The sequence below is a fragment of the Streptomyces sp. 142MFCol3.1 genome, from assembly GCF_000424945.1.
Classification (GTDB): Bacteria; Actinomycetota; Actinomycetes; order Streptomycetales; family Streptomycetaceae; genus Streptomyces; species Streptomyces siamensis.
In genome coordinates, this window is the sequence record NZ_AUKV01000003.1 from 376,341 (window position 1) to 401,150 (window position 24,810).

A 24,810-nucleotide genomic window follows, 5' to 3' on the forward strand; every position below is an offset into this window, starting at 1 on the left:
AACAATCCGTAGAGCGAAGTTATCCGGGGACCTTCCCGCCGGTCAACACCCTCTTGGATCGCGGGACGCTCCGGCACCGCGCCGAGTCCACTCCTGTCTCGCCTCCTGCTTCCACACTGTGGTGCGCACCCCTCATCCTGACTCGCGACCGAAGGAGACGGCGTGTCGGACTCCAGCAGAGTGACCCGGCGTACGGGGCTCAGGACCGCGGCGGCCACGGCGCTCGCGACGCCCCTGCTCAGCACGGCCCGGGCCGCCGCATCCCGGCGCGGCGGCCGGCCCCTGGACGTGATGACGTTCAACCTCCGCTATGCCGGCACCGCCGAGCCCCACAGCTGGGCCGCGCGTCGCCCGGCGATGCGGGAGCTGCTGCACCGCGGGACGCCGCACGTCATGGGGACCCAGGAGGGCCTCTACCACCAGGTACGCGACATCGCGTCCGACCTCGGCGCGCACCACGAGTGGATCGGCACCGGCCGCGCGGGCGGCAGCCGCGACGAGTTCATGGCCGTCTTCTACGACACACGCCGGCTCACTCCCGTGGAGTACGAGCACTTCTGGCTCTCGGACACGCCCGAGGTGATCGGCTCGAACACCTGGGGCGGGGTCTGCGTCCGCATGGTCACCTGGGTCCGGTTCCGTGACCTGCGTGACGGGGAGCGCGAGTTCTACTTGCTCAACACCCACCTGGACAGCCGCAGCGGCGGCGCGCGCGCCCGGGCCGCCGCGCTGATCGGGCAGCGGATCGCTGGACTCGACCGTTCTCTGCCGCTGCTCGTGACCGGTGACTTCAATGTCGCGGCCCACCGGGACCCGGTGTACGACTCGCTGCTGGGCGCGGGCCTGGTCGACACCTGGGACGCGGCGGCCGAACGCGGTCCGTCGTACGCCACCTTCCACGGCTACCGGCCGCTGGTGCCGGACGGCGACCGCATCGACTGGATCCTCTCGACGCCCGCGGTGGCCGTGCACCGGGCTTCGGTCGACACGTTCTCCCGGGACGGACAGTTCCCGAGCGACCATCTGCCGGTGCGGGCCTCGCTGACCCTGGGATGAGGCGAGGCCCCCGCGACCGTACGGTCGCGGGGGCCTCCTCGTCACGAAGTCGCTCAGCCCTTGCGGGTCTTGATCTCCTCGGTGAGCTGCGGGACGACGTCGAAGAGGTCGCCGACCACGCCGTAGTCGACCAGGTCGAAGATCGGGGCTTCCGCGTCCTTGTTGATCGCCACGATCGTCTTCGAGGTCTGCATACCGGCACGGTGCTGGATCGCACCCGAGATGCCGGACGCGATGTAGAGCTGCGGCGACACCGACTTGCCGGTCTGGCCGACCTGGTTGGTGTGCGGGTACCAGCCGGCGTCCACCGCGGCACGCGAGGCACCCACGGCCGCGCCGAGGGAGTCGGCGAGAGCCTCGATGATCGAGAAGTTCTCGGCGCCGTTGACGCCACGGCCACCGGAGACCACGATCGCGGCCTCGGTCAGCTCCGGACGGCCCGTCGACTCACGCGGCGTGCGCGCGGTCACCTTCGTGCCCGTCGCCTTCTCCGAGAAGGACACGGCCAGGGCCTCGACCGCACCAGCGGCCGGAGCGGCCTCCACGGCGGCCGAGTTCGGCTTGACCGTGATGACCGGGGTGCCCTTGGAGACACGGGACTTGGTGGTGAAGGACGCGGCGAACGCGGACTGCGTGGCCACCGGACCCTCGTCACCCGCCTCCAGGTCGACCGCGTCGGTGATGATGCCCGAGCCGATGCGGACGGCGAGACGGGCGGCGATCTCCTTGCCCTCCGCGGAGGAGGGGACCAGCACGGCGGCCGGGGAGACGGCCTCGACGGCAGCCTGAAGGGCGTCGACCTTCGGCACGACCAGGTAGTCGGCGTACTCGGCGGCGTCGTGCGTCAGGACCTTGACCGCGCCGTGCTCGGCGAGCGCGGCGGCGGTGTTCTCCGCACCGGAACCCAGCGCGACGGCGACCGGCTCGCCGATGCGGCGGGCCAGGGTCAGCAGCTCCAGGGTGGGCTTGCGGACGGCACCGTCCACGTGGTCGACGTAGACGAGAACTTCAGCCATGGGATTGCTCTCCTGCTTGGATGAGTTGAGGGGCGGTCAGCGACTGCTGGGCTCAGATGAACTTCTGGCCCGCGAGGAACTCAGCGAGCTGCTTGCCGCCCTCGCCCTCGTCCTTGACGATCGTGCCGGCGGTGCGCGCCGGACGCTCGGCCGCGGAGTCGACCTTGGTCCAGGCACCCTCGAGGCCGACCTCGTCCGCCTCGATCTCCAGGTCCTCCAGGTCCCAGGACTCCACCGGCTTCTTCTTGGCCGCCATGATGCCCTTGAAGGACGGGTAGCGAGCCTCGCCCGACTGGTCGGTGACCGACACGACCGCGGGAAGCGAGGCCTCCAGCTGCTCGGAGGCGGTGTCACCGTCACGGCGGCCCTTGACCACGCCGTCCTCGACGCTCACCTCGGACAGCAGCGTCACCTGCGGCACGCCCAGGCGCTCCGCCAGCAGAGCGGGGACCACACCGGCGGTGCCGTCCGTGGACGCCATGCCGGAGATCACCAGGTCGTAACCGGCCTTCTCGATCGCCTTGGCCAGCACCAGCGAGGTACCGATGACATCCGTGCCGTGCAGGTCGTCGTCCTCCACGTGGATCGCCTTGTCCGCGCCCATCGACAGCGCCTTGCGCAGCGCGTCCTTGGCGTCCTCCGGACCGACGGTCAGCACGGTGATCTCGGCGTCGTCCGCGTCCTCGGCAATCTGCAGCGCCTGCTCGACGGCGTACTCGTCGAGCTCGGACAGCAGGCCGTCCACGTCGTCACGGTCGACGGTCAGGTCATCGGCGAAGTGCCGGTCGCCAGTGGCGTCGGGCACGTACTTCACAGTGACAACGATCCTCAAGCTCACGCCGGCTCTCCTACTGCATCGTCATTTCTGGGCTGCCTGCTTTCAGGCAGCATAGGCGCCTGAAGCGGCCGATCCCGGTCGGGGCGGGCCGCGCTCCGAACGAAATATTACTCGTCAGTACACCCACCGGACGCCCACTAAGCAAGCGCTTTGGACTGTGACCTTGGCAACGCTGCGTAACCGGCGGGTAGAACCAGCGAGTAGCACCAACGGGTAACTCCCTGCCCCCGGATCGCCCGCTCAGTCCCGCAGGCCGTTGAAGCGACCCTGGTGGTACACGAGCGGACGGCCCGGACCCGAGTGGTCGCCCACGACGACCTCGGCCAGCACGATGCGATGGTCTCCCGCGGGCACGCGCGCCACGACCCGGCACACCAGCCAGGCGAGCACGTCGTCCAGCACGGGCACCCCCTCCGGGCCCTCGCGCCACCGGGTGGGCGCGCCGAAACGGTCCGCGCCGCTCCTCGCGAAGGTGGCCGCCAACTCCTGCTGGTGCTCGCCGAGCACGTGGACGCCGACATGGCCGGTCTCGGACATCGCGGGCCAGCTGGAACCCCCGGTGCCGATCCCGAAGGAGACGATCGGGGGCTCGGCGGAGACCGAGGTGAGCGACGTGGCGGTGAAGCCGACGGGTCCCGAGTCACCGGAGGCCGTGATCACGGCCACTCCCGCGGCGTGTCGCCGGAAGACGGAGCGCAACAGGTCGGGGGAGGCGAGCCGGGCGGTACCCAGGTCGGGCGTGGCCGTCATGTTGTCCTTCTGCGGGAGTGACGTGGGAGTCCCCCCGCTCGCGCGAAGCCGGGAGTGAGGGGCGGGGCCGTGACTGCTCAACAGCCCGGACAGCGCGCACTCGCCGTGCGGGCCAGGTCCACGTGGACGCGCTCGAAGAGAAGGAGTTCCGGGGGCATACGGTCAGGCTGACGATAGGTGGCACGTGCAGTCAAGTGCGTCCCGTCATCTGGGAGATGCGTCACCATGATCGTCACGGTCTCGGACGGCCTCCCCCAGTGCGGCGATCACATCGGCCTTACGCGGCTGGCCGGTGGCCCGTCGGACGATCCGCCCCTGCGCGTCGAGCACCAGCACGCTGGGGGTCTTGAGGATGTCGAGCTCGCGTACGAGGTCCAGCCGGTTCTCGGCGTCGATCTCGATGTGCGTCACGCCCGGGACCATGTGCGCGACCTCGCCGAGGACTCTGCGGGTCGCCCGGCAGGGGGCGCAGAAGGCGCTCGAGAACTGGACGAGCGTGGCCCGTTCACCGAGCCCCTCCCCCAACTCCGCCGCGCCGAGCCTCTTTCCGCCGTCGCGCCCGCGCACTCTCACCCTCCCGCTTCGCCGCCGATGCAGCACTCCGTAGGCGCTCGCCGCCGCGAGCACCACCACGCACACCACAAGTCCGGTCATCGTCTGCACAAGCATTCACGAGACCGCAAAGATTCCCGGCCCCTCGGATCGCCTCCGGTGCGGAATGCTTGATTCATGGACATCGATGTGAGGGGACCGCGGTTCGGTGCGGCCGTGACGGCCGTCGTTCTGGCGGTGGTGCTGGTCACCGGGAGCGCCTGGCTACTGGCCTGGCAGGCGCTGGCGTTCGCGCTCGGGGCGGCGGGCGGGGTGGCCCGCTCTCCGTACGGGTGGCTGTTCCGGCGCGCCGTGCGCCCTCGGCTCGGGCCGCCGACCGACTTCGAGGCGCCCGAACCGCCGCGGTTCGCACAGACGGTGGGGCTCTTCTTCGCGATCGTCGGACTCGCCGGCTATGCGATCGGACCGGAGTGGCTGGGGCAGGCGGCGACCGGTTGCGCGCTCGCGGCCGCCTTCCTCAATGCCGCATTCGGGTACTGCTTGGGGTGCGAGATGTACCTGGTCATACGGCGGGTCACGGCACGCACGGAGTAAAGGCGAGTTAAAAGTCCGAGGTGGAACTGACGATGGACGTGACGAGAATCTCGCCGCCTTCCGGCACCAGGACTGGCCCCTCGCCCGTTCTTGGGGCACGATCTGCGCAATGCCGTAAACCTACGGCTGCGTAACTTCCCGCCGGGAGACCCCTTCCCTGGCAGAGAGAAGGGTCCACCGCCTCCATGGCAGAGCTTGTCTACCGTCCCGTCGTCGGTCTCGCCAAAACGATGTTCAAGGTCTGGGATCTCAAGATCGACTGCAAGGGATCGGAGAACATTCCGCGCTCGGGCGGCGCCGTGCTGGTGAGCAATCACATCAGCTATCTCGATTTCATCTTCGACGGCCTGGCCGCGTTGCCGCAGAAGCGCCTGGTGCGTTTCATGGCGAAGGAGTCCGTCTTCCGGCACAAGATCTCCGGCCCGCTGATGCGCGGGATGAAGCACATCCCCGTGGATCGCAAGCAGGGCGAGACGGCGTATCAGCACGCGCTGGAGTCGCTGCGCTCCGGCGAGATCGTCGGTGTCTTCCCCGAGGCGACCATCTCGCAGTCCTTCACGCTGAAGAGCTTCAAGTCGGGTGCCGCGCGCATGGCCCAGGAGGCCGGCGTCCCGCTGATCCCGATGGCCCTGTGGGGCACTCAGCGCCTGTGGACCAAGGGCCAGCCGCGCAACTTCAAGCGCAGCCACACCCCGGTCACCATCCGGGTCGGCGAAGCGGTGGAGGCCCCCAAGGACCAGTACGCGGGGGCCATCACGCGGCGGCTGCGCGAGCGCGTCCAGGAACTCCTGGAGGCCGGCCAGCGCGCCTATCCCGTGCGGCCCAAGGGCGCGGACGACACCTGGTGGATGCCCGCCCACCTCGGCGGCACGGCACCGACCCCCGAGCAGGTGCGCGCGGCCGAGGCCCGCTGAACCGTCACTCCGGGGCGTGCACGGTGATGCGCGCCCCGGGGCTGAACTTCTCCAGGAGTCCGGCGAGTTCGGCTCCGGCGCTCTCGACGTCGGCGACCGGCATCGGCGCGAGGCTCTCCAGCAGGAAGAGCGCGGAGACGGACTCCTCGGTCAGCCTGGTGCGCGGCCCCTGCCGCCAGTTCCACCGGCGGCAGGTCACGCCCTCGTCGTCGCACCACACCACCTCACCGGCGTCGGGGTGTTCGACGACCTCCGCGCCGCCCGCGACGGTGACGAAGTCCTCGTCGCCCGTGGCGCGTACGAGCCGCATCGCGCCCCGGATGTGGTCGGTGTCCTCGCCGCCGACCGGAATCAGACGGGCGACACTGACAGCGTTGTAGAGGTCCACCAGCACGTTGATCCGGGGCAGGCCGGAGTCGGCGAGGGCGCGCCGCGCCAGCGCCTCAGCCGAGTTGCGGGTGCGGGAGGGCTTGGAGCCGAACGCCGTGTAGACCTCGCGCCAGGCCGCCATGTGCGGGTCCTCGTGCGGGGACCGTCCGTCCAGCCGCCGGGCCAGTCGCCGTCCGGCGTCGTCGAGGAGCGCGGAAGTCGCGTCGGTGCTCGGCCCGTTGACCAGTCCGTGGGCCTCGACGGCGACATGGGTGAAACCGGGTGCGAGGGCGCGCACCTCGTCGGACACGGTGAGCGTGGGAGTCATCGTCTGCCTGGCCTCAGAGTGCGGTGGGGAGCGTCTTCCACAAGGTCGGCCGGTCGGGTGCGGCCTTCAGGACGTCGAGCACGACCGGGTGAGGTTCAGCGTACAACACCGGATAGTCCAACTCATTGGACTTGGGGTCGGGCGTGAAGGCAAGCCGCTCACCGTCCAGGGAGAACTGGGCGTCGACACCGGGCTTGTTCCCCCGGGGGTCCTGCCGGTGCCACGCTCCGTCGAACCGGACGGCGACGAGCCCGTGCACCTCCTCGAACCGCTGGTAGCAGAACCCGGTCGGGATGTCCTCCGCGCGCAGCAGCGCGGCCAGGGCATGAGCCTTGGCGAAGCAGATGCCGGTGCGCCGCTCCAGGACGTCGGAGGCGCGCCAGGTGACCCGGAGATCACCCGAGTCGTACGAGTGCGGAATGGCGTCGCGCACGAACTCGAAGGCCGATCGCGCATAGTCATACGAGTCGACGGCATCCTTGGCGAGTTGCGCCGCCGTCTCGCGCACCTTCGGATGATGGTGGTCGACCACCTCGTCGGCAGCCAAGTAGGCGGAAAGATCTGCGGTGTTCTGGATCAGCTCCATGCGCGCAGAGCATAGGAATGCGACCACCCGAGCGTCAATGACTTTTCGGGTGGTCGCATATCTATACACACTCGGGGACTGCCTACCGGTGGGCCATCTCCTCCTTGAGGGCGGCCACGAACCGGTCGACGTCCTCCTCCGTCGTGTCGAACGCGCACATCCAGCGGACGTCCCCCGCCGCCTCGTCCCAGAAGTAGAAGCGGAAGCGCTTCTGCAGCCGCTCGCTGACCTCGTGCGGCAGACGCGCGAAGACCGCGTTGGCCTGCACCGGGTAGAGGACCTCCACGCCGTGCACCGCGCGCACGCCCTCGGCCAGGCGCTGCGCCATCTCGTTGGCGTGACGGGCGTTGCGCAGCCACAGGTCCTTGGCGAGCAGCGCCTCCAGCTGGACGGAGACGAAGCGCATCTTGGAGGCGAGCTGCATGGACAGCTTGCGCAGGTGCTTCATGTGGCTGACGGCGTCCTGGTTCAGGACGACGACGGCCTCGCCGAACAGCGCGCCGTTCTTCGTGCCGCCCAGCGACAGGATGTCGACGCCGACCGCGTTGGTGAACGTCCGCATCGGGACGTCCAGGGCGGCGGCCGCGTTGGCTATCCGGGACCCGTCCAGGTGCACCTTCATGCCACGGGCGTGCGCGTGGTCGCAGATCGCGCGGATCTCGTCGGGGGTGTAGAGCGTGCCCAGCTCGGTGCTCTGGGTGATCGCCACCACCTGTGGCATGGCGCGGTGCTCGTCCTCCCAGCCCCATGCCTGCTTGTCGATCAGTTCCGGGGTGAGCTTGCCGTCGGGCGTGGGCACGGTGAGCAGCTTGAGGCCGCCCATGCGCTCGGGGGCGCCGCCCTCGTCGACGTTGATGTGCGCGCTCTCCGCGCAGATCACCGCACCCCAGCGGTCGGTGACCGCCTGGAGCGCGACCACGTTCGCGCCGGTGCCGTTGAAGACCGGGAAGGCCTCCGCGGTCGCCCCGAAGTGGCTGCGGACGATCCGCTGGAGGTTCTCGGTGTAGTCGTCCTCGCCGTAGGCGACCTGATGGCCGCCGTTGGCCACGGCGAGGGCGGCCATCACCTCCGGGTGGGCCCCGGCGTAGTTGTCACTGGCGAAACCGCGGACCTCCGGGTCGTGGTGACGACGCGCATCGGTCCTGGGAGGGTTCACGGCTTCTCGGTCAGCCACAGACGCTTTCCGTTCACTTCGGCGGCGGGCTTGCTCCAGACCTCGGCGATGGCATCGGCCAGGTCCTTGACGTCCGTGAAGCCCGCGAACTTCGCGTTGGGGCGCTCGGCGCGCATCGCGTCGTGCACCAACGCCTTGACCACCAGGATCGCAGCCGCCGACGTCGGCCCCTCGGCGCCCCCGGCCTTGCGGAAGAAGTCGCCCATGGCCAGCGTCCACGCCTCGGCCGCGGCCTTCGCGGCGGCATAGGCCGCGTTGCCCGCGCTGGGGTTGCTGGCGCCGGCGGCGCTGATCAGGACGTAGCGGCCGCGGTCGCTGCGCTGGAGCGCCTCGTGGAAGGCCAGCGAGGTGTGCTGCACGGTACGGACGAGCAGCAGTTCCAGGAAGTCCCAGTCGTCGAGGCTCGTCTTGGTGAAGGTCTCGCTGCCGCGCCAGCCGCCCACCAGGTGCACGAGCCCGTCGACGCGCCCGAACTCCTTCTCGATGTGCGTGGCCCAGTCACGGGTGGACTGCAGGTCGAGCAGGTCGACCGGCTCTCCGGTGACGGTAGCGCCGCCCGACGCGTAGCGGGCCGCGTCCACGGCCTCGGCGAGACGCTCCGGGTCGTTGTCCGCCCCGACGACCGTCGCCCCTTCCTCGGCGAGCCGGAGCAGCGCCGCCCGGCCGGCGGGTCCGCCCGCACCGGCCACCGCGATCACCGCACCGCTCAGTGCCCCGTTCCCGTTCCTCATCTTCGCCTCCTGGTGAGCGATGTTCCCGGCGCGGTCGCTCACGCGGCGACCCGCTCGGCGCCGTCCGCGCGAATCCCCTTCGTGGCGGCGATCACGTTCTTGAGCTTCTTGGACAGTGCCTCATAGAACATGCTCAGCGGAAACTCGTCCGCAAGCACGTCGTCCACGAGCTTGCGCGGGGGCTGGGAGAGGTCCAGCGCGTCGGGGCCCTTGGCCCAGCGCGAGCCGGGGTGCGGGGCGAGGTAGGTGGCGACCAGGTCGTAGGCCTTGAACCAGTGGACGAGCTTCGGGCGGTCGATGCCGGCCCGGTACAGGTCCTCGATCTCGGCGCAGAGCTGGTTGGTGACCTGCGGGGCACGCTGCCAGTCGATGTGCAGCTTGTTGTCGGTCCAGCGGACGACGTCGTGCTTGTGCAGGTAGGCGAAGAGCAGCTGGCCGCCGAGGCCGTCGTAGTTGCGGACGCGGTCGCCGGAGACCGGGAAGCGGAACATCCGGTCGAAGAGCACGGCGTACTGCACGTCACGGCCGTGCGCGTTGCCCTCGGCCTCCAGCTTCACGGCCTCCTTGAAGGCGGTGAGGTCACAGCGCAGCTCCTCCAGGCCGTACATCCAGAACGGCTGGCGCTGCTTGATCATGAACGGGTCGAAGGGCAGGTCGCCGTGGCTGTGGGTGCGGTCGTGGACCATGTCCCACAGCACGAAGGCCTGCTCGCAGCGCTCCTGGTCGTGGACCATGGCCGCGATGTCCTCGGGCAGCTCCAGGCCCAGGATGTCCACGGCCGCGTCGGTGACGGCGCGGAAGCGAGCGGCTTCGCGGTCGCAGAAGATGCCGCCCCAGGTGAAGCGCTCCGGTGCCTCACGGACGGCGATGGTCTCGGGGAAGAGAACGGCCGAATTGGTGTCGTAACCCGCGGTGAAGTCCTCGAAAGCGATGCCGCAGAACAGCGGATTGTCGTAGCGCGTGCGCTCCAGTTCGGCCAGCCAGTCGGGCCACACCATGCGCAGGACGACCGCTTCGAAGTTGCGGTCCGGGTTGCCGTTCTGCGTGTACATCGGGAAGACGACGAGGTGCTGAAGGCCGTCCTCGCGGCTCGCGGCGGGCTGGAAGGCCAGCAGCGAGTCGAGGAAGTCCGGCACCTGGAAGCCGCCGTCGGCCCAGCGCCGAAGGTCCTTCACGAGCGCCTCGTGGTACGCGGCGTCGTGCGGCAGCAGCGGGGCGAGCTGCTCGATGGCCTCCGTGGCACGGCGCACCACCGCCTCCACCTGGGCCGCCTCGGGGGCGCCCTCGGCGTCGAGGTCTATGGAGCCGTCCTTGGACTGCCAGGGGCGGATCTCCTCCACGGCATCCTTGAGCACGGGCCATGCCGGGTGCTCCACCACCCTGCCCACGGGAGGAACCCGCTCCTCCGTACCCACCTGCACAAGAATTTCCGTCATGTCCCATCCTCCACGGGAGAACCTCGCGTGTGGACACCGTATGTAAGCGAGGTTCCTTCTCGCAAGAGGAGACTCGGGAGATTATCCTGCACCACCCCCATCATCACCGTTCTTTTTCCTGCCGGACATGGTGCGGGCGATTACTTCCGCTACGCGGCGCTGGGCGGTGCGCGCATCCTCGAGGAGTTCGGGGAAGCCGAAGAACCCGTGGAACATGCCCGGGTGCACGCTCTCCGTCACCCGCACACCGGATGCCCGAAGTTTCGCGGCGTACGCACGGCCCTCGTCGTGGAGGAGGTCGAAGCCCGCGGTGACGACGTGGGCGGGCGGCAGACCGTGCAGGTCGGCCACCAGGGGCGAGGCGTGCGGGTGCGCCCGGTCGCCGTCGGCCCCGAAGTACTGCTCGGCGAACCAGCGGCCGTGGGCCGGCGTGAGGAAGTAGCCCGGGCCGCCCCGGCCCGGCAGCTCCGTGCGCGGCCGGACGTCGGTCACCGGATAGACGAGCACCTGGAGCGCCAGTGCGGGGCCACCCCGGTCGCGGGCGACGAGCGCGGCGACGGCCGCCAGGTTCCCGCCCGCGCTGTCGCCCGCGACGACCAGCGCGCTCGGGTCACCGCCCAGTTCGCCGACGTGCCCCGCGGCCCAGCACAGCGCGGCGTACACGTCGTCCACGGCGGCCGGGAAGCGCGCCTCGGGCGCGAGCCGGTAGTCGACCGACAGCACGGCCGCGTCGGCGTCCCGGCACAGGGCACGTGCGACGGGATCATGGGAGTCCAGGCCCCCGATGACCCAGCCCCCGCCGTGCAGGAAGACGACGGTGGGGCGGGGCGCCGGCGACCCGGCCCGGTCCGCCGCCGGGGCGGGCCGACGAGACGGTGGCAGGTAGATACGTACGGGGATGTCCGGGGCACCCTGCGGTCCCGGTATCGCGCGGTCCTCGACCGAGCCCACGGCCGGCGGCTCGAACGGCCAGGCGGGCGCGGCGGCGAGGAGGCGCCGGGCCTCGGCCGCGTCCCTGACGGCACCCCCGAGGTCCGGGAAGTGGAGCCTGATGGCGTCGAGGAGGACGAGGACGTCGGGCGCGGGTCGGGTGGGCATCACGGTTCCTCTTCGGGGCGGTCGGGCCCGGGCCGATCAGGCTCCGGGCGATCGGACTCCGGGCGATCGGACTCCGGGCGATCGGACTCCGGGCGGTCAAGGTCGGGTCGGTCGGGGGAACTCGCCGTACGCACCGCCGCCCACCGGCAGGCGCTCACGGATGTCCACCGGTGTTCACGGACGGTCGCGGGCGGTCGCCGACTGTCATGGGGTTTGCACGGCTTTCGCCGCTGGCACGGCTGGCACGGCCGACATGGACTACGCGGTCTCACGGCTTCCGTCGGCAGGGAACATGACTAGTCGTCAGACCTTCGGACCGCAAGACGTCCCCGGTCAACCACCGCAGGACTCGCCCACCCGCGAGTGACCCCCATCGGGTGGAAAGAGGCCGTACCCCTGCCGACCACCCTCATTGGCCCGTGTACGAACGGGTACACGGGGCGACGGGACCATTAGGCTGCGGAGTCGCGTGGCCGGCCCCGTCGCCACCACGCGCGAGCCGAGCCGCCGTCGACGGAAGCGAGTCGAATCTTGAACTTCCTCACCATCGGTCATCGTGGAGTGATGGGTGTCGAACCCGAGAACACTCTCCGTTCCTTCGTCGCCGCCCAGCAAGCGGGCCTCGACCTGATCGAACTCGATCTGCATCTGAGCAAGGACGGCGCTCTCGTCGTCATGCACGACGCCGAAGTGGACCGTACGACCGACGGCTCGGGGCCGATCGCCGAGATGACCCTCGACGAGCTGCGCGCCCTGGACGCGGGGAGGGGGGAGCGCGTCCCCGTCTTCGAGGAGGTCCTGGACGCAGTCGGCACCCCGCTGCAGGCCGAGATCAAGGACGTGGCGGCGGCCAGGGCGCTGGCCGAGGTCATGCACCGGCGCGACCTGGTCGGACGGGTCGAGGTGTCGTCGTTCCACGACGAGGCGATCGCCGAGATCGCCCGGCTCGTGCCCGGCGTGCGTACCGCCCTCGTCGCGAGCCGGTACGGCATCGATGTCGTGGAGCGGGCCACGGCCGTCGGCGCCGCGGCCGTGTGCCTGAACATCCGCAGGCTGACGCTGGAGGTCGTCGAGCACGCCCGCAAGGCCGACCTGCGGATCATCGGCTGGGTGGTGAACACCCAGGAACATCTGCGACTGGTGCGCGCGCTGGAACTGGACGGCGCGACCACCGACTACCCCGAGATCAAGCGCACCGGCCGCTTCACCGCGTGACGGCCGCCGCGCGCCCACGGCCCGGCCACGACGTCACGGCCGGGCCTGAGGACTCCGACCCGAGGGCCGCCGCCCGGCCGTCCGCGTGTGCCGCGGCACGGCCCGGTCAGACGAGCGGCTTGACCAGCAGCTCGAACTGAAGGTCGTCGCGCTGCGGGATGCCGAAGCGCTCGTCGCCGTACGGGAAGGGCGTCATCCTCCCCGTACGGCGGTAGCCGCGCCGCTCGTACCAGGCGATGAGGTCCTCGCGCACCGAGATCACGGTCATGTGCATCTCGGTGATCCCCCAGGCCTCACGCGCGGTCCGCTCCGCCTCGGCGATGATCACCTTGCCGAGGCCGCCGCCCTGGAGGTCGGGGCTGACCGCGAACATGCCGAAGTAGGCGTGGTCACCGCGGTGTTCGAGCTGGCAGCAGGCGACGATCGCGCCGTCCCGCTCCACGGTCAGCAGCCGGCTGTCGGGCGCCTTGACGACCGCGAGCACACCTTCGGGGTCGGTCCGCTGACCTTCGAGGATGTCCGCCTCCGTGGTCCAGCCGCCCCGGCTGGACTCCCCGCGGTACGCCGACTCGATCAGCGCGACCAGGGCGTCCACGTCGCCGTCGGTGGCGTCGCGGAAGGTGAGTGCGGTGGAGGCGGCGGTGTCCATGGAACGTATCTCCGTTCGGTGGCGCGGCTGAGGCACCGATGAGCCTAACCCTCCCCTACGCTCCTGGTGCATGGTGCATGTACTGAGCAGCCGAACCCTCCTGCGCCCCACCGACCCGGAGCGCGCCCGCACTTTCTACGGCGAACAGCTGGGCCTGGAGGTCTACCGGGAATTCGGCACGGGCCCCGAGCGCGGCACCGTCTACTTCCTCGGCGGCGGCTTCCTGGAGGTCTCCGGGCGCTGCGAGACCCCTCCGTCCCCCGCCCTCAAGCTGTGGCTCCAGGTCGCGGATGTCGCCGCGGCGCACGACGAGCTCTCCGCGGCCGGGGTCGAGGTGGTGCGCCCGCCGGTCCGGGAGCCCTGGGGGCTGATCGAGATGTGGATCGCGGACCCGGACGGCACGGAGATCGTGGTCGTGGAGGTCCCCGGGGACCATCCGCTGCGTTACCGGCCCTGACCGTCGCACGAGGGTCACGGCGCCGACGCCGGCCCTCCCCGTCCCCTGCCGGCTCGGGCGGGCCGCGCCGAGGGGCCGCGAGGGAGCGGAGCCGACGGAGGGCGGGGCGAGACGGCGGCCGCCGGGACCGGTAGGGGGGCGTTGGACAGGCCGGCGGGCGGCGTCGAGGGAATTGAACTCCGTTCAGGGAAAGCTGAGCGTTGTTCAGGAATTGACTTTCGCTGCAATTATTGATCCGAAAACAACACCCTTTACTCAACATCAAACTTACTGACACGTATTCAGAAACAACCAAATCCAGCCCTTCCGCTGGAATTAACAATTCCACATCGGCTGATGCATAGAATGGATCAACCATGGCCCGTCACGGGGCACCCGCGAGCTCCGGCAGGGACTTCGGAGCAGGGGAGGGCAAGTGGAGAAGCGGTTGCGCTTCAAGATTCTCGGTCCGCTGAGCGTGCTCGCGGACGACGGACAGGTGAAGGTGGGCGGGCCGCGCCACCGGACCATTCTGGCGCTGTTGTTGCTCAATCCGGAGAGGACCGTATCGGTCGACAGGCTGGTGGACGCGGTCTGGGGCGACCAACCACCCGCCACGGCACGCACCCAGGTATCGATTTGCATTGCCGCCTTGCGCAAATCATTCAGGAAAGCTGGATTCTCCGAGGAAGTCATCGTCACGGCTCACCCTGGATATCTCCTGCGGGTGAGCGAGCATCAACTCGACAGCCTCGAATTCTCCGCGCTGGTCTCCGGCGCGGAGCACGCCGCCCGGGAGAATCGACTGCCCGACGCCGCCGAGCACTACGCCGAGGCACTTCGCCTGTGGCACGGCCCCGCATTGGCGGGCGTGACCGGCGCCGCCGTGGAGGACGAGGCGCGCCGCCTGGAGGAGTTACGGCTCAACACCTACGACGACGCCATCGGAGTCGAACTGGAGCTCGGTAACCACCAGAGAATCATCCCGGAACTGGCCGCCACGGTGCGCGCGCACCCCATGCGCGAGCGCACCCGGCACCATCTGATCACCGCGCAGTACCGTTCCGGCCGCCGCGCCGAGGCGATGGAGACGTTCCGGCTGGGGCGCCGGCTGTTCATCAACGAGCTCGGCCTGGAGCTGGGCCCGGCGCTGCGCGAGCTGCACGACGCGATCCTGCACGACGAGGTGCAGCCGGCCGCCGGTGAGCGGGAGCCCGCCGCGACGGAGCCCGAAGAACCCCGCGATCCTGTGGGCAAGCCCTTCGAACTACCCCCGGACGTACCGGGGTTCACCGGACGGGTGCGGGAAATGGCTCTGCTGGACGCCCTGCTGGAGCGTACCGAGGAGGTTCGCGGCCCGACGGCGGGCCTCGTCACCGGGGTCGGCGGGCTCGGCAAGACCTGCCTCGCCGTGCACTGGGCGCACAGCGTCTCCGAGCACTTCCCCGACGGCCACCTCTTCGCCGACCTGCGCGGTTACGACGAGCACCACGAGCCCACCCCGGCCGGTGAGATCCTCGGCCGGTTCCTGCGGTCGCTCGGCGTCCCCGGCGACCGCATCCCGGTGGGGCTGGAGGAGCGGGCCTCGCTCTACCGCAGCATCCTCGCCGAGCGGCGGGTGCTCGTGGTGCTCGACAACGTCCATTCCTACCCCCACATCGTGCCGCTGCTGCCGAGCAGTCCGGGCTGCTGTGTGCTGATCACCAGCCGGGAACAGCTCGCCGAGCTGGTCGCCTGGCCGCCGCAGTGCCGGGTGCAGCTGGGCCGGCTCACCGGGCCCGAGGCCGTGGAACTGCTGGGCCGCATCGTCGGGGAGCGGCGCGTCGCCGACGACCCCGCCTCCGTAGCCCGGGTCGCCGAGCTGTGCGACCGGCTGCCGCTGGCCCTGCGGATCGCCGGGGCTCGACTCGCCGCCAAACCGCACTGGACGGTGGCGCGTCTGGTGGCGCTGCTCAGCGACGAGCGCCGCCGCCTCGACGAGTTGAGCGAGGGCGAGTCACAGGTCAGAGCGGGCTTCGCGGTGAGCTACCGGTACCTGAGCGACGAGGCGGCACGGCTCTACCGGCTCCTCGGACTGCTGGAGGTGCCGGACTTCGCTCCCTGGCTCGGCGCCGCGGTGCTCGACACGGATCCCGCGACCGCGGAACGGCTCCTGGAACAGCTCGTCGACGCGCAGTTCCTGGACGTGACCGCGGCGGACGCCACCGGAGGCCCCCGCTACCGGTTCCAGAACCTGCTGCGCCTGTACGCCCATGAGCGCGCCCACCGGGAGGAGCCCGACGAGGAGCTGCGGGCCTGCCGCGAACGGGCCTTCGGCAGCGCGCTCTCCCTGGCGGAGCTCGCCCACCGCCGCTTCTACGGGGGTGACTTCAGCATCATCCACGGCACCGCCGCGCGCCGTCCGCTGCCGGCCGACCTCGCCCGTGATCTCGCGGCCCGGCCGCTGAAATGGCTGGAGGCGGAACGGCTGGCCCTGTCCGCCGTGGTGGAGCAGGCGGCGGAGCACGGGATGGACGAACTGGCGTGGGACCTCACCATGTCGACGGTGGTGCTGTTCGAGACCCGTGACCACACCGACGACTGGCGGGCCTGCGCGGAACGTGCCCTCGGCGCGACACGGGCCGCCGGGAACGTCCGGGGGCAGGGCGCGATGCTGCACATCCTGGGCGCGCTGGAGATGCGCCTGCGGCGGTTCCCGGAGGCCGACGACTGCTTCGCCGCCGCACTGTCCCTGCATGCGCGGGCCGGGGAGCGGCACGGACGCGCACTCGTGCTGCGCAGCATGGCGATGATCGACGAGATGCGCGGCGAACTGACGCGCGCGATGCGGCGCAGCACGGAGGCCCTGGAGGTCTTCCGGGAGGTGGGCGACCTCTCCTCCGAGGCCCATGTGCTCAACAACATGGCGCAGATCGAGCTCGATCGCGGCCATGTGGACGAGGCGGCCGAGCTGGGCCGGGAGTCCGTGCGGGTCGCCGAGGCCATCGGGGAGGGCGGCTCGCGCAGCGTGGCGCTGGCCACGCACCGGCTCGGCCGGGTCCTGCTGGCCCAGAGGCGTTTCGTCCGGGCCGAGGAGGCCCTGCTGCGCATGGTGCGGATCGTGCAGGACAACTCCGACACGCTGGGGCTCGCGCACGGGCTGCTGGCGCTGGGCGAGGCGCGCCTCGGGGCGGGACGCTGGGAGCAGGCCCGGATGACGCTGACGCAGGCGCTGGAGGCCGCGTCCCAGGTCAGCAATCCCCTGGTGGAGGGGAAGATCAAGCTGGCGCTGGGCGAGACCTGCGCGAAGTCCGGTCACCGCACCCGTGCGCTGCGCCATCTCGCGGAGGCCCGCGAGTGCTTCGCGCGCATCGATGTGAAGCCGTGGCTGGACCGGGTCGACCAGGCCCTCGAAGCGCTGAGCACGGAGCGGGCACCTGCGCTGGACACGGCACAGCCGTCCCATGCCGATGGCGCGCACGACCGCGGGAGCACGGCACGGGCCGCGGCGGCGACGTCGCTGCGTCGCCGCTGAGCCGGCGGCGCGGGTCGCGGGTCGCGACGCGATGCCCTGACGACCGGAACCGCTCCGGGAGGGTGTCGCGGCCGGCGGAACGGGTGTCGCCACGACGCTCCGGCGGATGGCTCAGTGCGCCGGGAGGGAGCGGGCGACGACCACGGTGGTACGACGCGAGGGCGAGGGGGACGCCACCGGGGCCGGGGGACGTCATCGTCGCCGGCGGTAGGCCGCCGGTCCCGCGGTACGCCGCCGATCCTCGTTGTGTGCGGGGCGAAGGCGGATCGATAGTGGTCCGAAGCCACAGGTCCCTAGTTTCGAATGCGAACGAAGGAGGCGGCGCCGCGCGTCGCCCCTCACGCACCCGCTACGGCGCAGACATGGGAGTCGCAATGCAGAACATCCGGAGCACGACGGCCGGTCACATCCTGGTGGCCTGGATCATCGCGCTCTGCGCACTCGGCGCGGCGGGTTCCCTGGCGGCCGCCGTCTCCACCAGCGCGGGATCGGCCGGCACGGCGGTCGTCGGCCCCGACGAGGAGGACTGGCACTGAACGCTCCGGCGCAGAGCGACCGGTCCGGCCCCGCCGCCGCGGGGCCGGACCGGTCCGAGCCGGGCCCGGGGACCGCGTCACCCGCTTCGTCAGCGGGCCGCGACCGACCTTTCCCGTTCGCGATGTGCAGTCGCGAGGTGCCGTGCGAAGAGCAGTACCAGCTCGTGGAAGCGGTACAGCGGACGGCCCAGGCGGTCGACGCCGCAGATGTCGAGCAGCGCCGCGTCCACCAGGTGCTCCAGGCTCTCCTCCGCCGCCGACTCGGGCTCGGCGAGGTGCCGGGCAGCGCGCTCGGCGGGGAAGGGCTCCGTGCCGATCCCCGCCAGGCGCACGAGTGTCCGCCCCGCCGGACTCGGCAGCTGCCGCACCGACGGCACCAGCACGCGCCGCAGGTCCAGTCCCCCGTAGGAAAGTTCCCGCAGTCGCTGGTCGGGGTCGGCGAGGCGGGCGGCGAGCCAGGAGACCGGCCAGTGCGGCCGGGCGGCCAGCCTGCTGCCCGCGATACGCACCGCGAGCGGCAGCCCTCCGCAGTGCGCGAGCACCTGGTACGTGGCGTCCGGCTCGGCGAGCAGCCGCCGCCGTCCCACTCCGGCCGCCAGCAGCTCGTACGAGGTGTCCCTGCCGAAGGGGGTGAGGACGGTGGTCCGTGCCTGGGCCACCCGGGTCAGCCTCGCCCGGCCGGTGATGAGGACCGCCGCCTCGGCCGACCCCGGCAGCAGGAGGTCGAGCTCCCGGCTGTCGACGGCGCCGTCGAGGACGACGAGGAGCCGTCTGCGCGCCGTCCGGGTGCGGTAGCGGCGGATCAGCTCGTCCAGGTCGGCGCCCCGGCCCGGACCGTCGGCCGCCGCGCCCAGGGCTCGCAGCAGGACCGTGAGGACCTCGGCCAGCTTCTTGGGACGGCCGTCCGGGTGGGCGAGCTCGGCGAAGAGCTGTCCGTCCGGGAAGTGCTCGGCGCTGCGGTGCGCGGCCCGCACGGCGAGCGCCGTCTTGCCGACACCGGCCATGCCGGTCACCAGCAGGGCGCGCGGCCCGCCGCCTTTGCGCGATTCGGCCAACTGCGCGCACAACGTGCCCAGTTCCTCCCCCCGCCCGATGAAATCCTCGATGTCCGGCGGCAGGGTGTCCGGACGCGGCTCGTAAGGGCCGCACGGCTCCTCGTCCCCGTAGGAGACGGTGACGGCGGTCCGGGTCGAGCCGGCGCTCCTGGCGCCGAGGCTGCCGACCAGGACGGCCTGGTAGGTGGCGCCGAGCGCCTCACCCGGCTCGATTCCCAGCTGCTCGTCGAGCACCTTGCGGCCCTCGTGATAGGTGTGCAGCGCGTCGGCCTGCTGGCCGCAGCGGAAGAAGGCCGTCATGAGCTGCGCACGGAGTTTCTCGCGCAGCGGGAACTCCGCCACCAGACCCGTGAGTTCGGAGGTGAGCTGCTCGTGCCTGCCGAGCTCCAGGTCCGCTTCCACGCGGCTCTCCAGGGCATGCAGCCGCTGCTCTTCGAGGCGGGCCAGCTCCGCGCCCGCCAGGTACTCGGTCACGTTGCCGAGTGCGGCCCCCCGCCACAGTCCGAGTGCCCGGCTCAGCAGGGTGCTGGCGTCCCTGTGACGCTTTCGGCCCAGGGCCGCTCGGCCCTCCCGGTCCAGCTGCTCGAACTCCAGGAGGTCGAACGTGCTGTGCGGCGCCCGCAGGACATAGCCCGGCGGGCGCCGGTCGATCTCGACGTCGTCGCCGAGCAGTTTGCGCAGGCGCGACATGTAGGTGTAGATCTGCGCTCCGGCCGTGGCGGGCGGCTCCCACCCCCACAGCATGGAGCTCAGGCGCTCGTCGGACACGACCCGCCCCCGTGCGAGCAGCAGGCTCGCGAGGACCGTGTGCACCTTGGATCCGGACAATGCGATTCTGACGCCACCCTTGCGGGCTTCCACCGGGCCGAGGACTTGGAAGTCCATTCGGCACCCCCCGTTCTGACATGTGCGGAACTTGGCTCGGTGGAGAAACTATGGAGGACCGTTATTCCTGCGTTATCCGTCGGCCTCTTTGGCTTGCCGGTACCTTGCGCTAGGCGGAGATGATCCTTCCGAGGGCGGCGGCGACGGCCCGGTGGACCTCCTTGCCGTTGTCGGAGTTCGTCATCACCACGCAGCCCGTGCCGGACCGCAGCCGCACCGAGGTGAGCGCGCGGAAACCGGCGGTCTGTCCACCGTGCCCGAACTCGGGTTCCCCCGGCGACGCGTCGACGACGGTGCCCAACCCGTAGAAGCTGCCGGGGAACGCCTCTGTGAGCATCGCGCCGGCCAGCCGTGTGGACAACAGGTCGGACAGGCCCTGGTGCGCGCGGCGCAACGCCCCCGTTAAGGCCGCCAGGTCGGCGGCGGTGGACCACAGGCCGCTGCCGGCCCGCACCGGGCGTACCCGGTGGCCGCCGGACAGTTCGCGTCCGTGCTGGTCGTGTCCGGCCGCGGCGTCCGGGGTCCCGGGCACCCCGAAGGCGCTGTCCCGCATGCCCAGCGGTTCGAACACCAGCTCCTGGACTGCCTTGTCGAAGTCCCGGCCCATGACATCGGCCAGGACCTGTTCCACGACGGCCCACTGGGCGCCGTCCTTGCGGAACTGCGCGCCCGGTTCGTGCTCCGCACGGACCTCGTCCAGGATCCCGCCGAGGCTCGGCATCGCCTCGTCGGGACGCCACCAGGTGGGGCTGGTCCCGGCGAGACCCGAGGTGTTGGACAGGCAGTGGCGCAGCGTGACGGGCCGGCCGCCGGCCGACCGGGGCAGCGTCCGGCCGATGAGCACGCTGTCCAGGTCCGCGTCGAGGTCGAGGACACCGCGGTCGACGAGCCGCAGGACGGCGTACGCGGTGACGTGCTTGCTGATGGAGCCCGCCTGGAAGCGGGTACGCAGGGTCACAGGAGCGCCGGTCTCCGTCGAGCGCACACCGTGGGCGCCGACGGCCACGGCCTCGCCGTCCCGCAGGACCGCGACGGCCGCGCCCGGGACGCGGTGCTCCGCCATGACCCGCTCGACCTCGCCCGCGGACAGGGCACGGGTCTCGGCTGTCGTCATCATGGTCGTCTTCCTCGTGGTGGGCGGCGTCTTGGTGGACGTACGCGCGGTCGTCGTCCGGGCGATGCCTTCCGGCGCTCCGTCCGCCGTGGCCGACGACGCGCCGTCGGACGCTCCGGCCTCGAGCACGGTCGCGAGGTCCTCGATCGTCCCGTTGTCCAGGAGCATGCGCAGGCTCAGGGCGAGGCCCGCCCGGCGGGCGGCGGCGAGGACATGGACGATCCGCATGGAGTCGGCGCCGAGATCCGCCAGCCGGTCCCGGACGCCGACGTCGGGCACGCCCAGCACCTCGGTGCAGACGTCCGCCAGGAGACGCTCGACGGGCGTGCGCGGGGCCACGTACGCGCGGTCGGCGACGAGCGCCGACCGGCCGGGAGCCGGGAGTGCCTTGCGGTCGATCTTCCCGGCGGCGCTGAGCGGGAGTTCGTCGAGGAGGACGAAGGCTGTAGGCACCATGTACGCGGGGAGTTCCGCCGCGAGGCCGCCCCGCAACGCCTCCTGGTCCGGGCCCGAGGCGGGGTCCACGGCGACGTACGCGGCCAGCCACTTCTCGCCCCCGGAGTCCTCACGGACCACGACGACCGCGTCCCGGACACCTTCGCGGCGCCGCAACCGCTCCTCGATCTCACCGAGTTCGATGCGATAGCCCCGGATCTTCACCTGGTGGTCCTCGCGGCCCAGGTATTCGAGCTGGCCGTCCGCACGGTGGCGGGCGAGGTCCCCCGTCCGGTACATGCGCGAGCCGGGTGGGCCGCCGAACGGTTCGGGCAGGAACCGCTCGGCGGTGAGCGCGGGCCGCCCCACATAGCCGCGCGCCACACCGGCACCGCCCAGGTACAGCCCGCCCACCACCCCGACGGGTACGGGTTGCAGGGCCGCGTCGAGCACGTAGGCCCGCATGTTGTGGATCGGACGCCCGATCGGCACGGTGTCCGCGCCGCCTTCGACCTCCCAGCCGGTGGCCCAGATGGTCGTCTCGGTCGGCCCGTACAGGTCGACGAGACGGTCCACGTGCCCGTACAACTCCCGGGCGAGGGGCGGCGGGCAGGCCTCGCCGGTCGTGATCGCGGTGACCGGCCGGTGCGCGAAGCCCGCCGCACGCAGCAGCTTCCACCCCGCGGGGGTGGCCTGGACGTGGGTGACGCTCCGGCCGTCGATCAGTTCCAGCAGCGCCCCGGAGTCACCGGTCTCCTCGTCGCCGGCCAGCACGATCCGGCCGCCGGTGACGAGCGGCAGGTACAGCTCGGCCGCCGAGATGTCGAACGAGAGCGAGGTGGCGGCGAGCCAGGTGTGCGCGGGCCCGGCCTCGAACCGCTCGCGCATCGAGAACAGCAGATTCAGCAGCGAACGGTGCGCGATCTGCACACCCTTGGGGCGCCCGGTGGAGCCGGACGTGAACAGCGTGTAGGCCAGGCCGAGTTGCAGGGCGTCCGGCGCGCCGAGGTCGGGAGCGGTGCCCGGCTGCCTGCCGATCTCCTCCCGCTCCCCCGGCGCCTCGAGGTCGAGGAGCACGCCCTCGTACGCCCCGCCGTCGGCGGCCGGGGCGCCGGCCTCGGGTCCGTCGGCCGCCCTGCCCGGCCGGGATACGCCGGTGAGGGCGTCGCCGATCCGGTCCGCCAGGTCCGTCTCCGTGACCACCAGGCGGGCGCCGGCCGCTCGCAGCATGTAGGTGAGCCGTTCGCGGGGCAGTGCCGGATCCAACGGGAGGTGGGAACCGCCCGCCTTCCAGATGCCGAGCAGCACGGGCAGCAGTCCCCGGCGACGGCGCAGCAGCACACCGACCACCGCGTCGGTGCCGACGCCCGCCGCGCGCAGCCGGTGCGCGACACGGTTGGCCTGCCGGTCGAGTTCTCCGTACGTCAGTGATCCGTCCCGTGCCTCGACGGCGACGGCGTCGGGGCGGGCGGCGGCGGCGCTTGCGAACACCTCGTGCACGCGGCGCGGACCTTGTCGCGGATTGCTCATTCCCACTCCACCTCGGTGTCGTTCCAGTCCTGGAGGATCTGTACGCGCTCCGCCTCCGGGACGGCCGCCGCCTGCGCGTCGCCGTCCGGGCCCGCGGCCATGGCTTCGAGCACGGCCCGGTACATTCCCGCGAGGCGCTCGGCGTTGGCCCGGTTCAGGCCGGTGCTGATCGCGCGCAGCACGAGCCGCCCCGGCACGTTGGCGAGGGACAGCGTGAACTCGTTCGAGCTGTCTCCGGCCCCTGCCCGCACGTCGACCGTTCCGGTGTCCACCTGGTGGAAGTCCTGGTAGCGGAACATGACGTCGAACAGCCGGCGTCCGCCGGCGAGCCGCTGCACGGCGGGCAGGGGATGCCGCCGGTGCCCGTACACCTCGGCCTCGCGGTCGAAGACCTGGCGGACGAGTTCGCCCCACGTGCGGGCTCCCCGCCGGTGGGCGAACGGCAGCGTGTTCAAGTACATGCCGTACACCCGCTCGACGCCGGGAACTTCGGGGCGCGCGCTGTACAGGACACCTGTGTGGAAGGCCTCTTCGTGCGTGAGCGTGCTCAGCACCTTCAGATGCGCGGCCAGCAGCACCGCCTTGAAGGACGTGCCGGTCTCCGCCGCGAGGGCCCGCAACTCTGGCTCGAGGTCGCGGAACTCCACCGACAGCTTGAAGTCCTCCCGGGGTGTCCCGGGCCCGGTGCCCCAGTCCGCGGGCAGGCTCCACGGAGCGTGCTCGTGCACGATGCCCCGCCAGTACGCGCGGTCGCCCTCGGAGTCCAGCGAGGCGAGTTCGGCCGCGATGAAGTCCGCGTAGCGGACCGGCACGGGCTCGGGAGTGGTGGGTTCCTCCCCCGCCGCGAACGCGTGGTAGAGGCCGAGCACTTCCATCAGGAGTGACTGCTGGCTCCAGCCTTCCGTGATCGCATGGCAGTGCGTGAACCCGAGGTGCCAGGCCTCGTCCGACTCGACGAGTGCGGAGATCCGCAGCAGTGGTGCGCGCCCGAGGTCGAACAGGTCGCCGCGCTCCCGCACGATGTGGTCCCGCCGCGCCTCCTCGAACTCCTCGGCGGAGCCGCCGCGCAGGTCCCGCACCGAAACGGGCGCATCGGCGGTCGCGTGGACCAGTTGCAGCGGGACCTCGAAGTCCGCCAGCTCGATGGAGGTGCGCAGCATCTCGTGCCGCTCGACGACGGCCTGTGCCGCACGGGCCAGGGCGCCCTCGTCGAAGGGCCGCCCGTCCTTGATCCGGAACGTCGAGGTGTTGTGGTACTTGTTCAGGCCGTCGTCGGCCAGCATCTCCAGGACCATGCCGAGCTGCACCTGCGAGAGCGGGTACGCGTCTACGACGCCGTCGGGAAGGGATTCCCTGACGCTCTCGGAGACCAGCGCGAACGGGGCCACGGCCACCGGTGCCGTGCGGTCGGTCCGGTGCGCCCCGCCCGCGCCGGCTCCGCTGTCGTCGCCGAGCGCGGTGGCGAGTCCGGCGACGGTCCGGTGACGGAACACGTCACTGACGGCTGCCTCGAACCCTTCGGCCCGCAGGGCACCGACCAGCGCGATCGCCTTGATGGAGTGACCGCCGAGGTCGAAGAAGTTGTCCTCGACTCCGACCTTGTCCAGGCCCAGGACCTGACCCCAGACCGCCGAGATCCCCTCCTCCACCGCGCTGCGGGGAGCCACGTAGGTGTCGGTGGCGACGGCCTCCGGGTCCGGCAGCGCGCGCCGGTCCAGCTTGCCGTTCGCCGTCAACGGAATCGCGTCGATCTCGACGAACACCGAGGGGATCATGTACTCCGGCAACACGGAACCGAGGGCACCCGCAAGGTCGTCGACGCGGCCGACGACGTACGCGATCAGGCGCTGGTCGTCGGTCACCACCACAGCCGCGTCCGAGACATCCGCATGAGCCGTCAACGCCGCCCGGATCTCACCCAATTCGACCCGGTACCCACGCACCTTCACCTGATCGTCGATCCGGCCCAGGAACTCCACCGCACCGTCCGACCGCCACC

At 71.2% G+C, this 24,810-nt stretch carries 21 protein-coding genes; 7 read left to right on the forward strand and 14 right to left on the reverse strand.

Features of this window, described 5'->3' with window-relative positions; genetic code table 11:
- The first annotated feature begins 162 nt into the window (after positions 1-162).
- Positions 163-1,056, forward strand: a complete 894-nt coding sequence (locus H305_RS0106255; protein WP_028799663.1) for an endonuclease/exonuclease/phosphatase family protein — start codon at positions 163-165, stop codon at positions 1,054-1,056.
- Between the two features lie 53 nt (positions 1,057-1,109).
- On the opposite strand, the gene H305_RS0106260 is transcribed toward H305_RS0106255, so the two are convergent.
- The 4 genes from H305_RS0106260 to H305_RS44630 all read right to left on the reverse strand — a co-directional run bounded on the left by H305_RS0106260 (position 1,110) and on the right by H305_RS44630 (position 4,314).
- Positions 1,110-2,072 carry an electron transfer flavoprotein subunit alpha/FixB family protein gene (locus H305_RS0106260; protein WP_028799664.1) on the reverse strand — a complete coding sequence of 321 codons (963 nt, stop codon included), beginning with the start codon at positions 2,070-2,072 and terminating at the stop codon, positions 1,110-1,112.
- 52 nt (positions 2,073-2,124) lie between these two features.
- Positions 2,125-2,910, reverse strand: coding sequence for an electron transfer flavoprotein subunit beta/FixA family protein (locus H305_RS0106265; protein WP_028799665.1), 786 nt, complete (start codon positions 2,908-2,910; stop codon positions 2,125-2,127).
- Between the two features lie 240 nt (positions 2,911-3,150).
- Positions 3,151-3,660, reverse strand: coding sequence for a flavin reductase family protein (locus tag H305_RS0106270; protein ID WP_028799666.1), 510 nt, complete (start codon positions 3,658-3,660; stop codon positions 3,151-3,153).
- Between the two features lie 204 nt (positions 3,661-3,864).
- Positions 3,865-4,314 carry a TlpA family protein disulfide reductase gene (locus H305_RS44630; protein ID WP_051370394.1) on the reverse strand — a complete coding sequence of 150 codons (450 nt, stop codon included), beginning with the start codon at positions 4,312-4,314 and terminating at the stop codon, positions 3,865-3,867.
- A gap of 75 nt (positions 4,315-4,389) precedes the next feature.
- Between H305_RS44630 and H305_RS0106280 the strand changes: the two genes are divergently transcribed.
- A complete protein-coding gene (locus H305_RS0106280) occupies positions 4,390-4,806 on the forward strand; it encodes a DUF4395 domain-containing protein (RefSeq protein WP_028799667.1) in 417 nt (138 codons plus the stop codon).
- Between the two features lie 185 nt (positions 4,807-4,991).
- Positions 4,992-5,720: a lysophospholipid acyltransferase family protein gene (locus tag H305_RS0106285; protein WP_028799668.1), complete on the forward strand. Its 729-nt coding sequence runs from the start codon at positions 4,992-4,994 to the stop codon at positions 5,718-5,720.
- Between the two features lie 4 nt (positions 5,721-5,724).
- On the opposite strand, the gene H305_RS0106290 is transcribed toward H305_RS0106285, so the two are convergent.
- The 6 genes from H305_RS0106290 to H305_RS0106315 form a co-directional block, all read right to left on the reverse strand.
- Positions 5,725-6,417 carry a B3/4 domain-containing protein gene (locus tag H305_RS0106290; RefSeq protein WP_028799669.1) on the reverse strand — a complete coding sequence of 231 codons (693 nt, stop codon included), beginning with the start codon at positions 6,415-6,417 and terminating at the stop codon, positions 5,725-5,727.
- A gap of 13 nt (positions 6,418-6,430) precedes the next feature.
- Positions 6,431-7,003: a transglutaminase-like domain-containing protein gene (locus tag H305_RS0106295; RefSeq protein WP_028799670.1), complete on the reverse strand. Its 573-nt coding sequence runs from the start codon at positions 7,001-7,003 to the stop codon at positions 6,431-6,433.
- An 82-nt stretch (positions 7,004-7,085) separates the two neighbouring features.
- Positions 7,086-8,159: a threonine aldolase family protein gene (locus H305_RS0106300; protein ID WP_028799671.1), complete on the reverse strand. Its 1,074-nt coding sequence runs from the start codon at positions 8,157-8,159 to the stop codon at positions 7,086-7,088.
- Positions 8,156-8,908, reverse strand: a complete 753-nt coding sequence (locus tag H305_RS0106305; protein WP_037762659.1) for an SDR family oxidoreductase — start codon at positions 8,906-8,908, stop codon at positions 8,156-8,158. The genes H305_RS0106300 and H305_RS0106305 overlap by 4 nt, the downstream gene beginning before the upstream one ends.
- A 38-nt stretch (positions 8,909-8,946) precedes the next feature.
- Positions 8,947-10,344 (reverse strand): DUF6421 family protein, encoded by a 1,398-nt coding sequence (locus H305_RS0106310; RefSeq protein WP_028799673.1) that lies wholly within the window; start codon positions 10,342-10,344, stop codon positions 8,947-8,949.
- Between the two features lie 81 nt (positions 10,345-10,425).
- Complete coding sequence (locus H305_RS0106315; protein WP_028799674.1) at positions 10,426-11,442, reverse strand: alpha/beta hydrolase; 1,017 nt, start codon at positions 11,440-11,442, stop codon at positions 10,426-10,428.
- 531 nt (positions 11,443-11,973) lie between these two features.
- Between H305_RS0106315 and H305_RS0106320 the strand changes: the two genes are divergently transcribed.
- Positions 11,974-12,657, forward strand: coding sequence for a glycerophosphodiester phosphodiesterase (locus H305_RS0106320; RefSeq protein WP_028799675.1), 684 nt, complete (start codon positions 11,974-11,976; stop codon positions 12,655-12,657).
- A gap of 106 nt (positions 12,658-12,763) precedes the next feature.
- Here H305_RS0106320 and H305_RS0106325 read toward each other — a convergent pair whose 3' ends face one another.
- On the reverse strand, positions 12,764-13,306 hold the full coding sequence (locus H305_RS0106325) for a GNAT family N-acetyltransferase (protein WP_028799676.1): 543 nt from the start codon (positions 13,304-13,306) through the stop codon (positions 12,764-12,766).
- Positions 13,307-13,376: 70 nt separating this feature from the next.
- Between H305_RS0106325 and H305_RS0106330 the strand changes: the two genes are divergently transcribed.
- The 3 genes from H305_RS0106330 (at position 13,377) to H305_RS53235 (ending at position 17,792) form a co-directional block, all read left to right on the forward strand.
- The gene (locus tag H305_RS0106330) at positions 13,377-13,763 is read left to right on the forward strand and encodes a VOC family protein (protein WP_028799677.1); all 387 of its coding nucleotides are present in this window, start codon (positions 13,377-13,379) and stop codon (positions 13,761-13,763) included.
- 415 nt (positions 13,764-14,178) lie between these two features.
- On the forward strand, positions 14,179-17,256 hold the full coding sequence (locus tag H305_RS44635) for an AfsR/SARP family transcriptional regulator (RefSeq protein WP_063611256.1): 3,078 nt from the start codon (positions 14,179-14,181) through the stop codon (positions 17,254-17,256).
- 374 nt (positions 17,257-17,630) lie between these two features.
- On the forward strand, positions 17,631-17,792 hold the full coding sequence (locus H305_RS53235) for a hypothetical protein (protein WP_158690477.1): 162 nt from the start codon (positions 17,631-17,633) through the stop codon (positions 17,790-17,792).
- Positions 17,793-17,881: 89 nt separating this feature from the next.
- Here H305_RS53235 and H305_RS0106345 read toward each other — a convergent pair whose 3' ends face one another.
- The 3 genes from H305_RS0106345 to H305_RS49240 form a co-directional block, all read right to left on the reverse strand.
- Positions 17,882-19,675, reverse strand: coding sequence for an AfsR/SARP family transcriptional regulator (locus tag H305_RS0106345; RefSeq protein ID WP_234020630.1), 1,794 nt, complete (start codon positions 19,673-19,675; stop codon positions 17,882-17,884).
- Between the two features lie 166 nt (positions 19,676-19,841).
- Positions 19,842-22,811 carry an amino acid adenylation domain-containing protein gene (locus H305_RS49235; RefSeq protein WP_078628896.1) on the reverse strand — a complete coding sequence of 990 codons (2,970 nt, stop codon included), beginning with the start codon at positions 22,809-22,811 and terminating at the stop codon, positions 19,842-19,844.
- On the reverse strand, positions 22,808-24,810 hold a 2,003-nt coding region (locus tag H305_RS49240; protein ID WP_028799680.1), incomplete at its 5' end, for a condensation domain-containing protein. The genes H305_RS49240 and H305_RS49235, both read right to left, overlap by 4 nt.

Bases quoted from the DNA above. Each gene is read 5' to 3' on its own strand.
- H305_RS0106260 (WP_028799664.1), bottom strand. From the start codon at position 2,072: ATGGCTGAAGTTCTCGTCTACGTCGACCACGTGGACGGTGCCGTCCGC.
- H305_RS0106270 (WP_028799666.1), bottom strand. From the start codon at position 3,660: ATGACGGCCACGCCCGACCTGGGTACCGCCCGGCTCGCCTCCCCCGAC.
- H305_RS44630 (WP_051370394.1), bottom strand. From the start codon at position 4,314: ATGACCGGACTTGTGGTGTGCGTGGTGGTGCTCGCGGCGGCGAGCGCC.
- H305_RS0106280 (WP_028799667.1), top strand. From the start codon at position 4,390: ATGGACATCGATGTGAGGGGACCGCGGTTCGGTGCGGCCGTGACGGCC.
- H305_RS0106285 (WP_028799668.1), top strand. From the start codon at position 4,992: ATGGCAGAGCTTGTCTACCGTCCCGTCGTCGGTCTCGCCAAAACGATG.
- H305_RS0106290 (WP_028799669.1), bottom strand. From the start codon at position 6,417: ATGACTCCCACGCTCACCGTGTCCGACGAGGTGCGCGCCCTCGCACCC.
- H305_RS0106295 (WP_028799670.1), bottom strand. From the start codon at position 7,003: ATGGAGCTGATCCAGAACACCGCAGATCTTTCCGCCTACTTGGCTGCC.
- H305_RS0106305 (WP_037762659.1), bottom strand. From the start codon at position 8,908: ATGAGGAACGGGAACGGGGCACTGAGCGGTGCGGTGATCGCGGTGGCC.
- H305_RS0106310 (WP_028799673.1), bottom strand. From the start codon at position 10,344: ATGACGGAAATTCTTGTGCAGGTGGGTACGGAGGAGCGGGTTCCTCCC.
- H305_RS0106315 (WP_028799674.1), bottom strand. From the start codon at position 11,442: ATGCCCACCCGACCCGCGCCCGACGTCCTCGTCCTCCTCGACGCCATC.
- H305_RS0106325 (WP_028799676.1), bottom strand. From the start codon at position 13,306: ATGGACACCGCCGCCTCCACCGCACTCACCTTCCGCGACGCCACCGAC.
- H305_RS0106330 (WP_028799677.1), top strand. From the start codon at position 13,377: ATGGTGCATGTACTGAGCAGCCGAACCCTCCTGCGCCCCACCGACCCG.
- H305_RS53235 (WP_158690477.1), top strand. From the start codon at position 17,631: ATGCAGAACATCCGGAGCACGACGGCCGGTCACATCCTGGTGGCCTGG.
- H305_RS49235 (WP_078628896.1), bottom strand. From the start codon at position 22,811: ATGAGCAATCCGCGACAAGGTCCGCGCCGCGTGCACGAGGTGTTCGCA.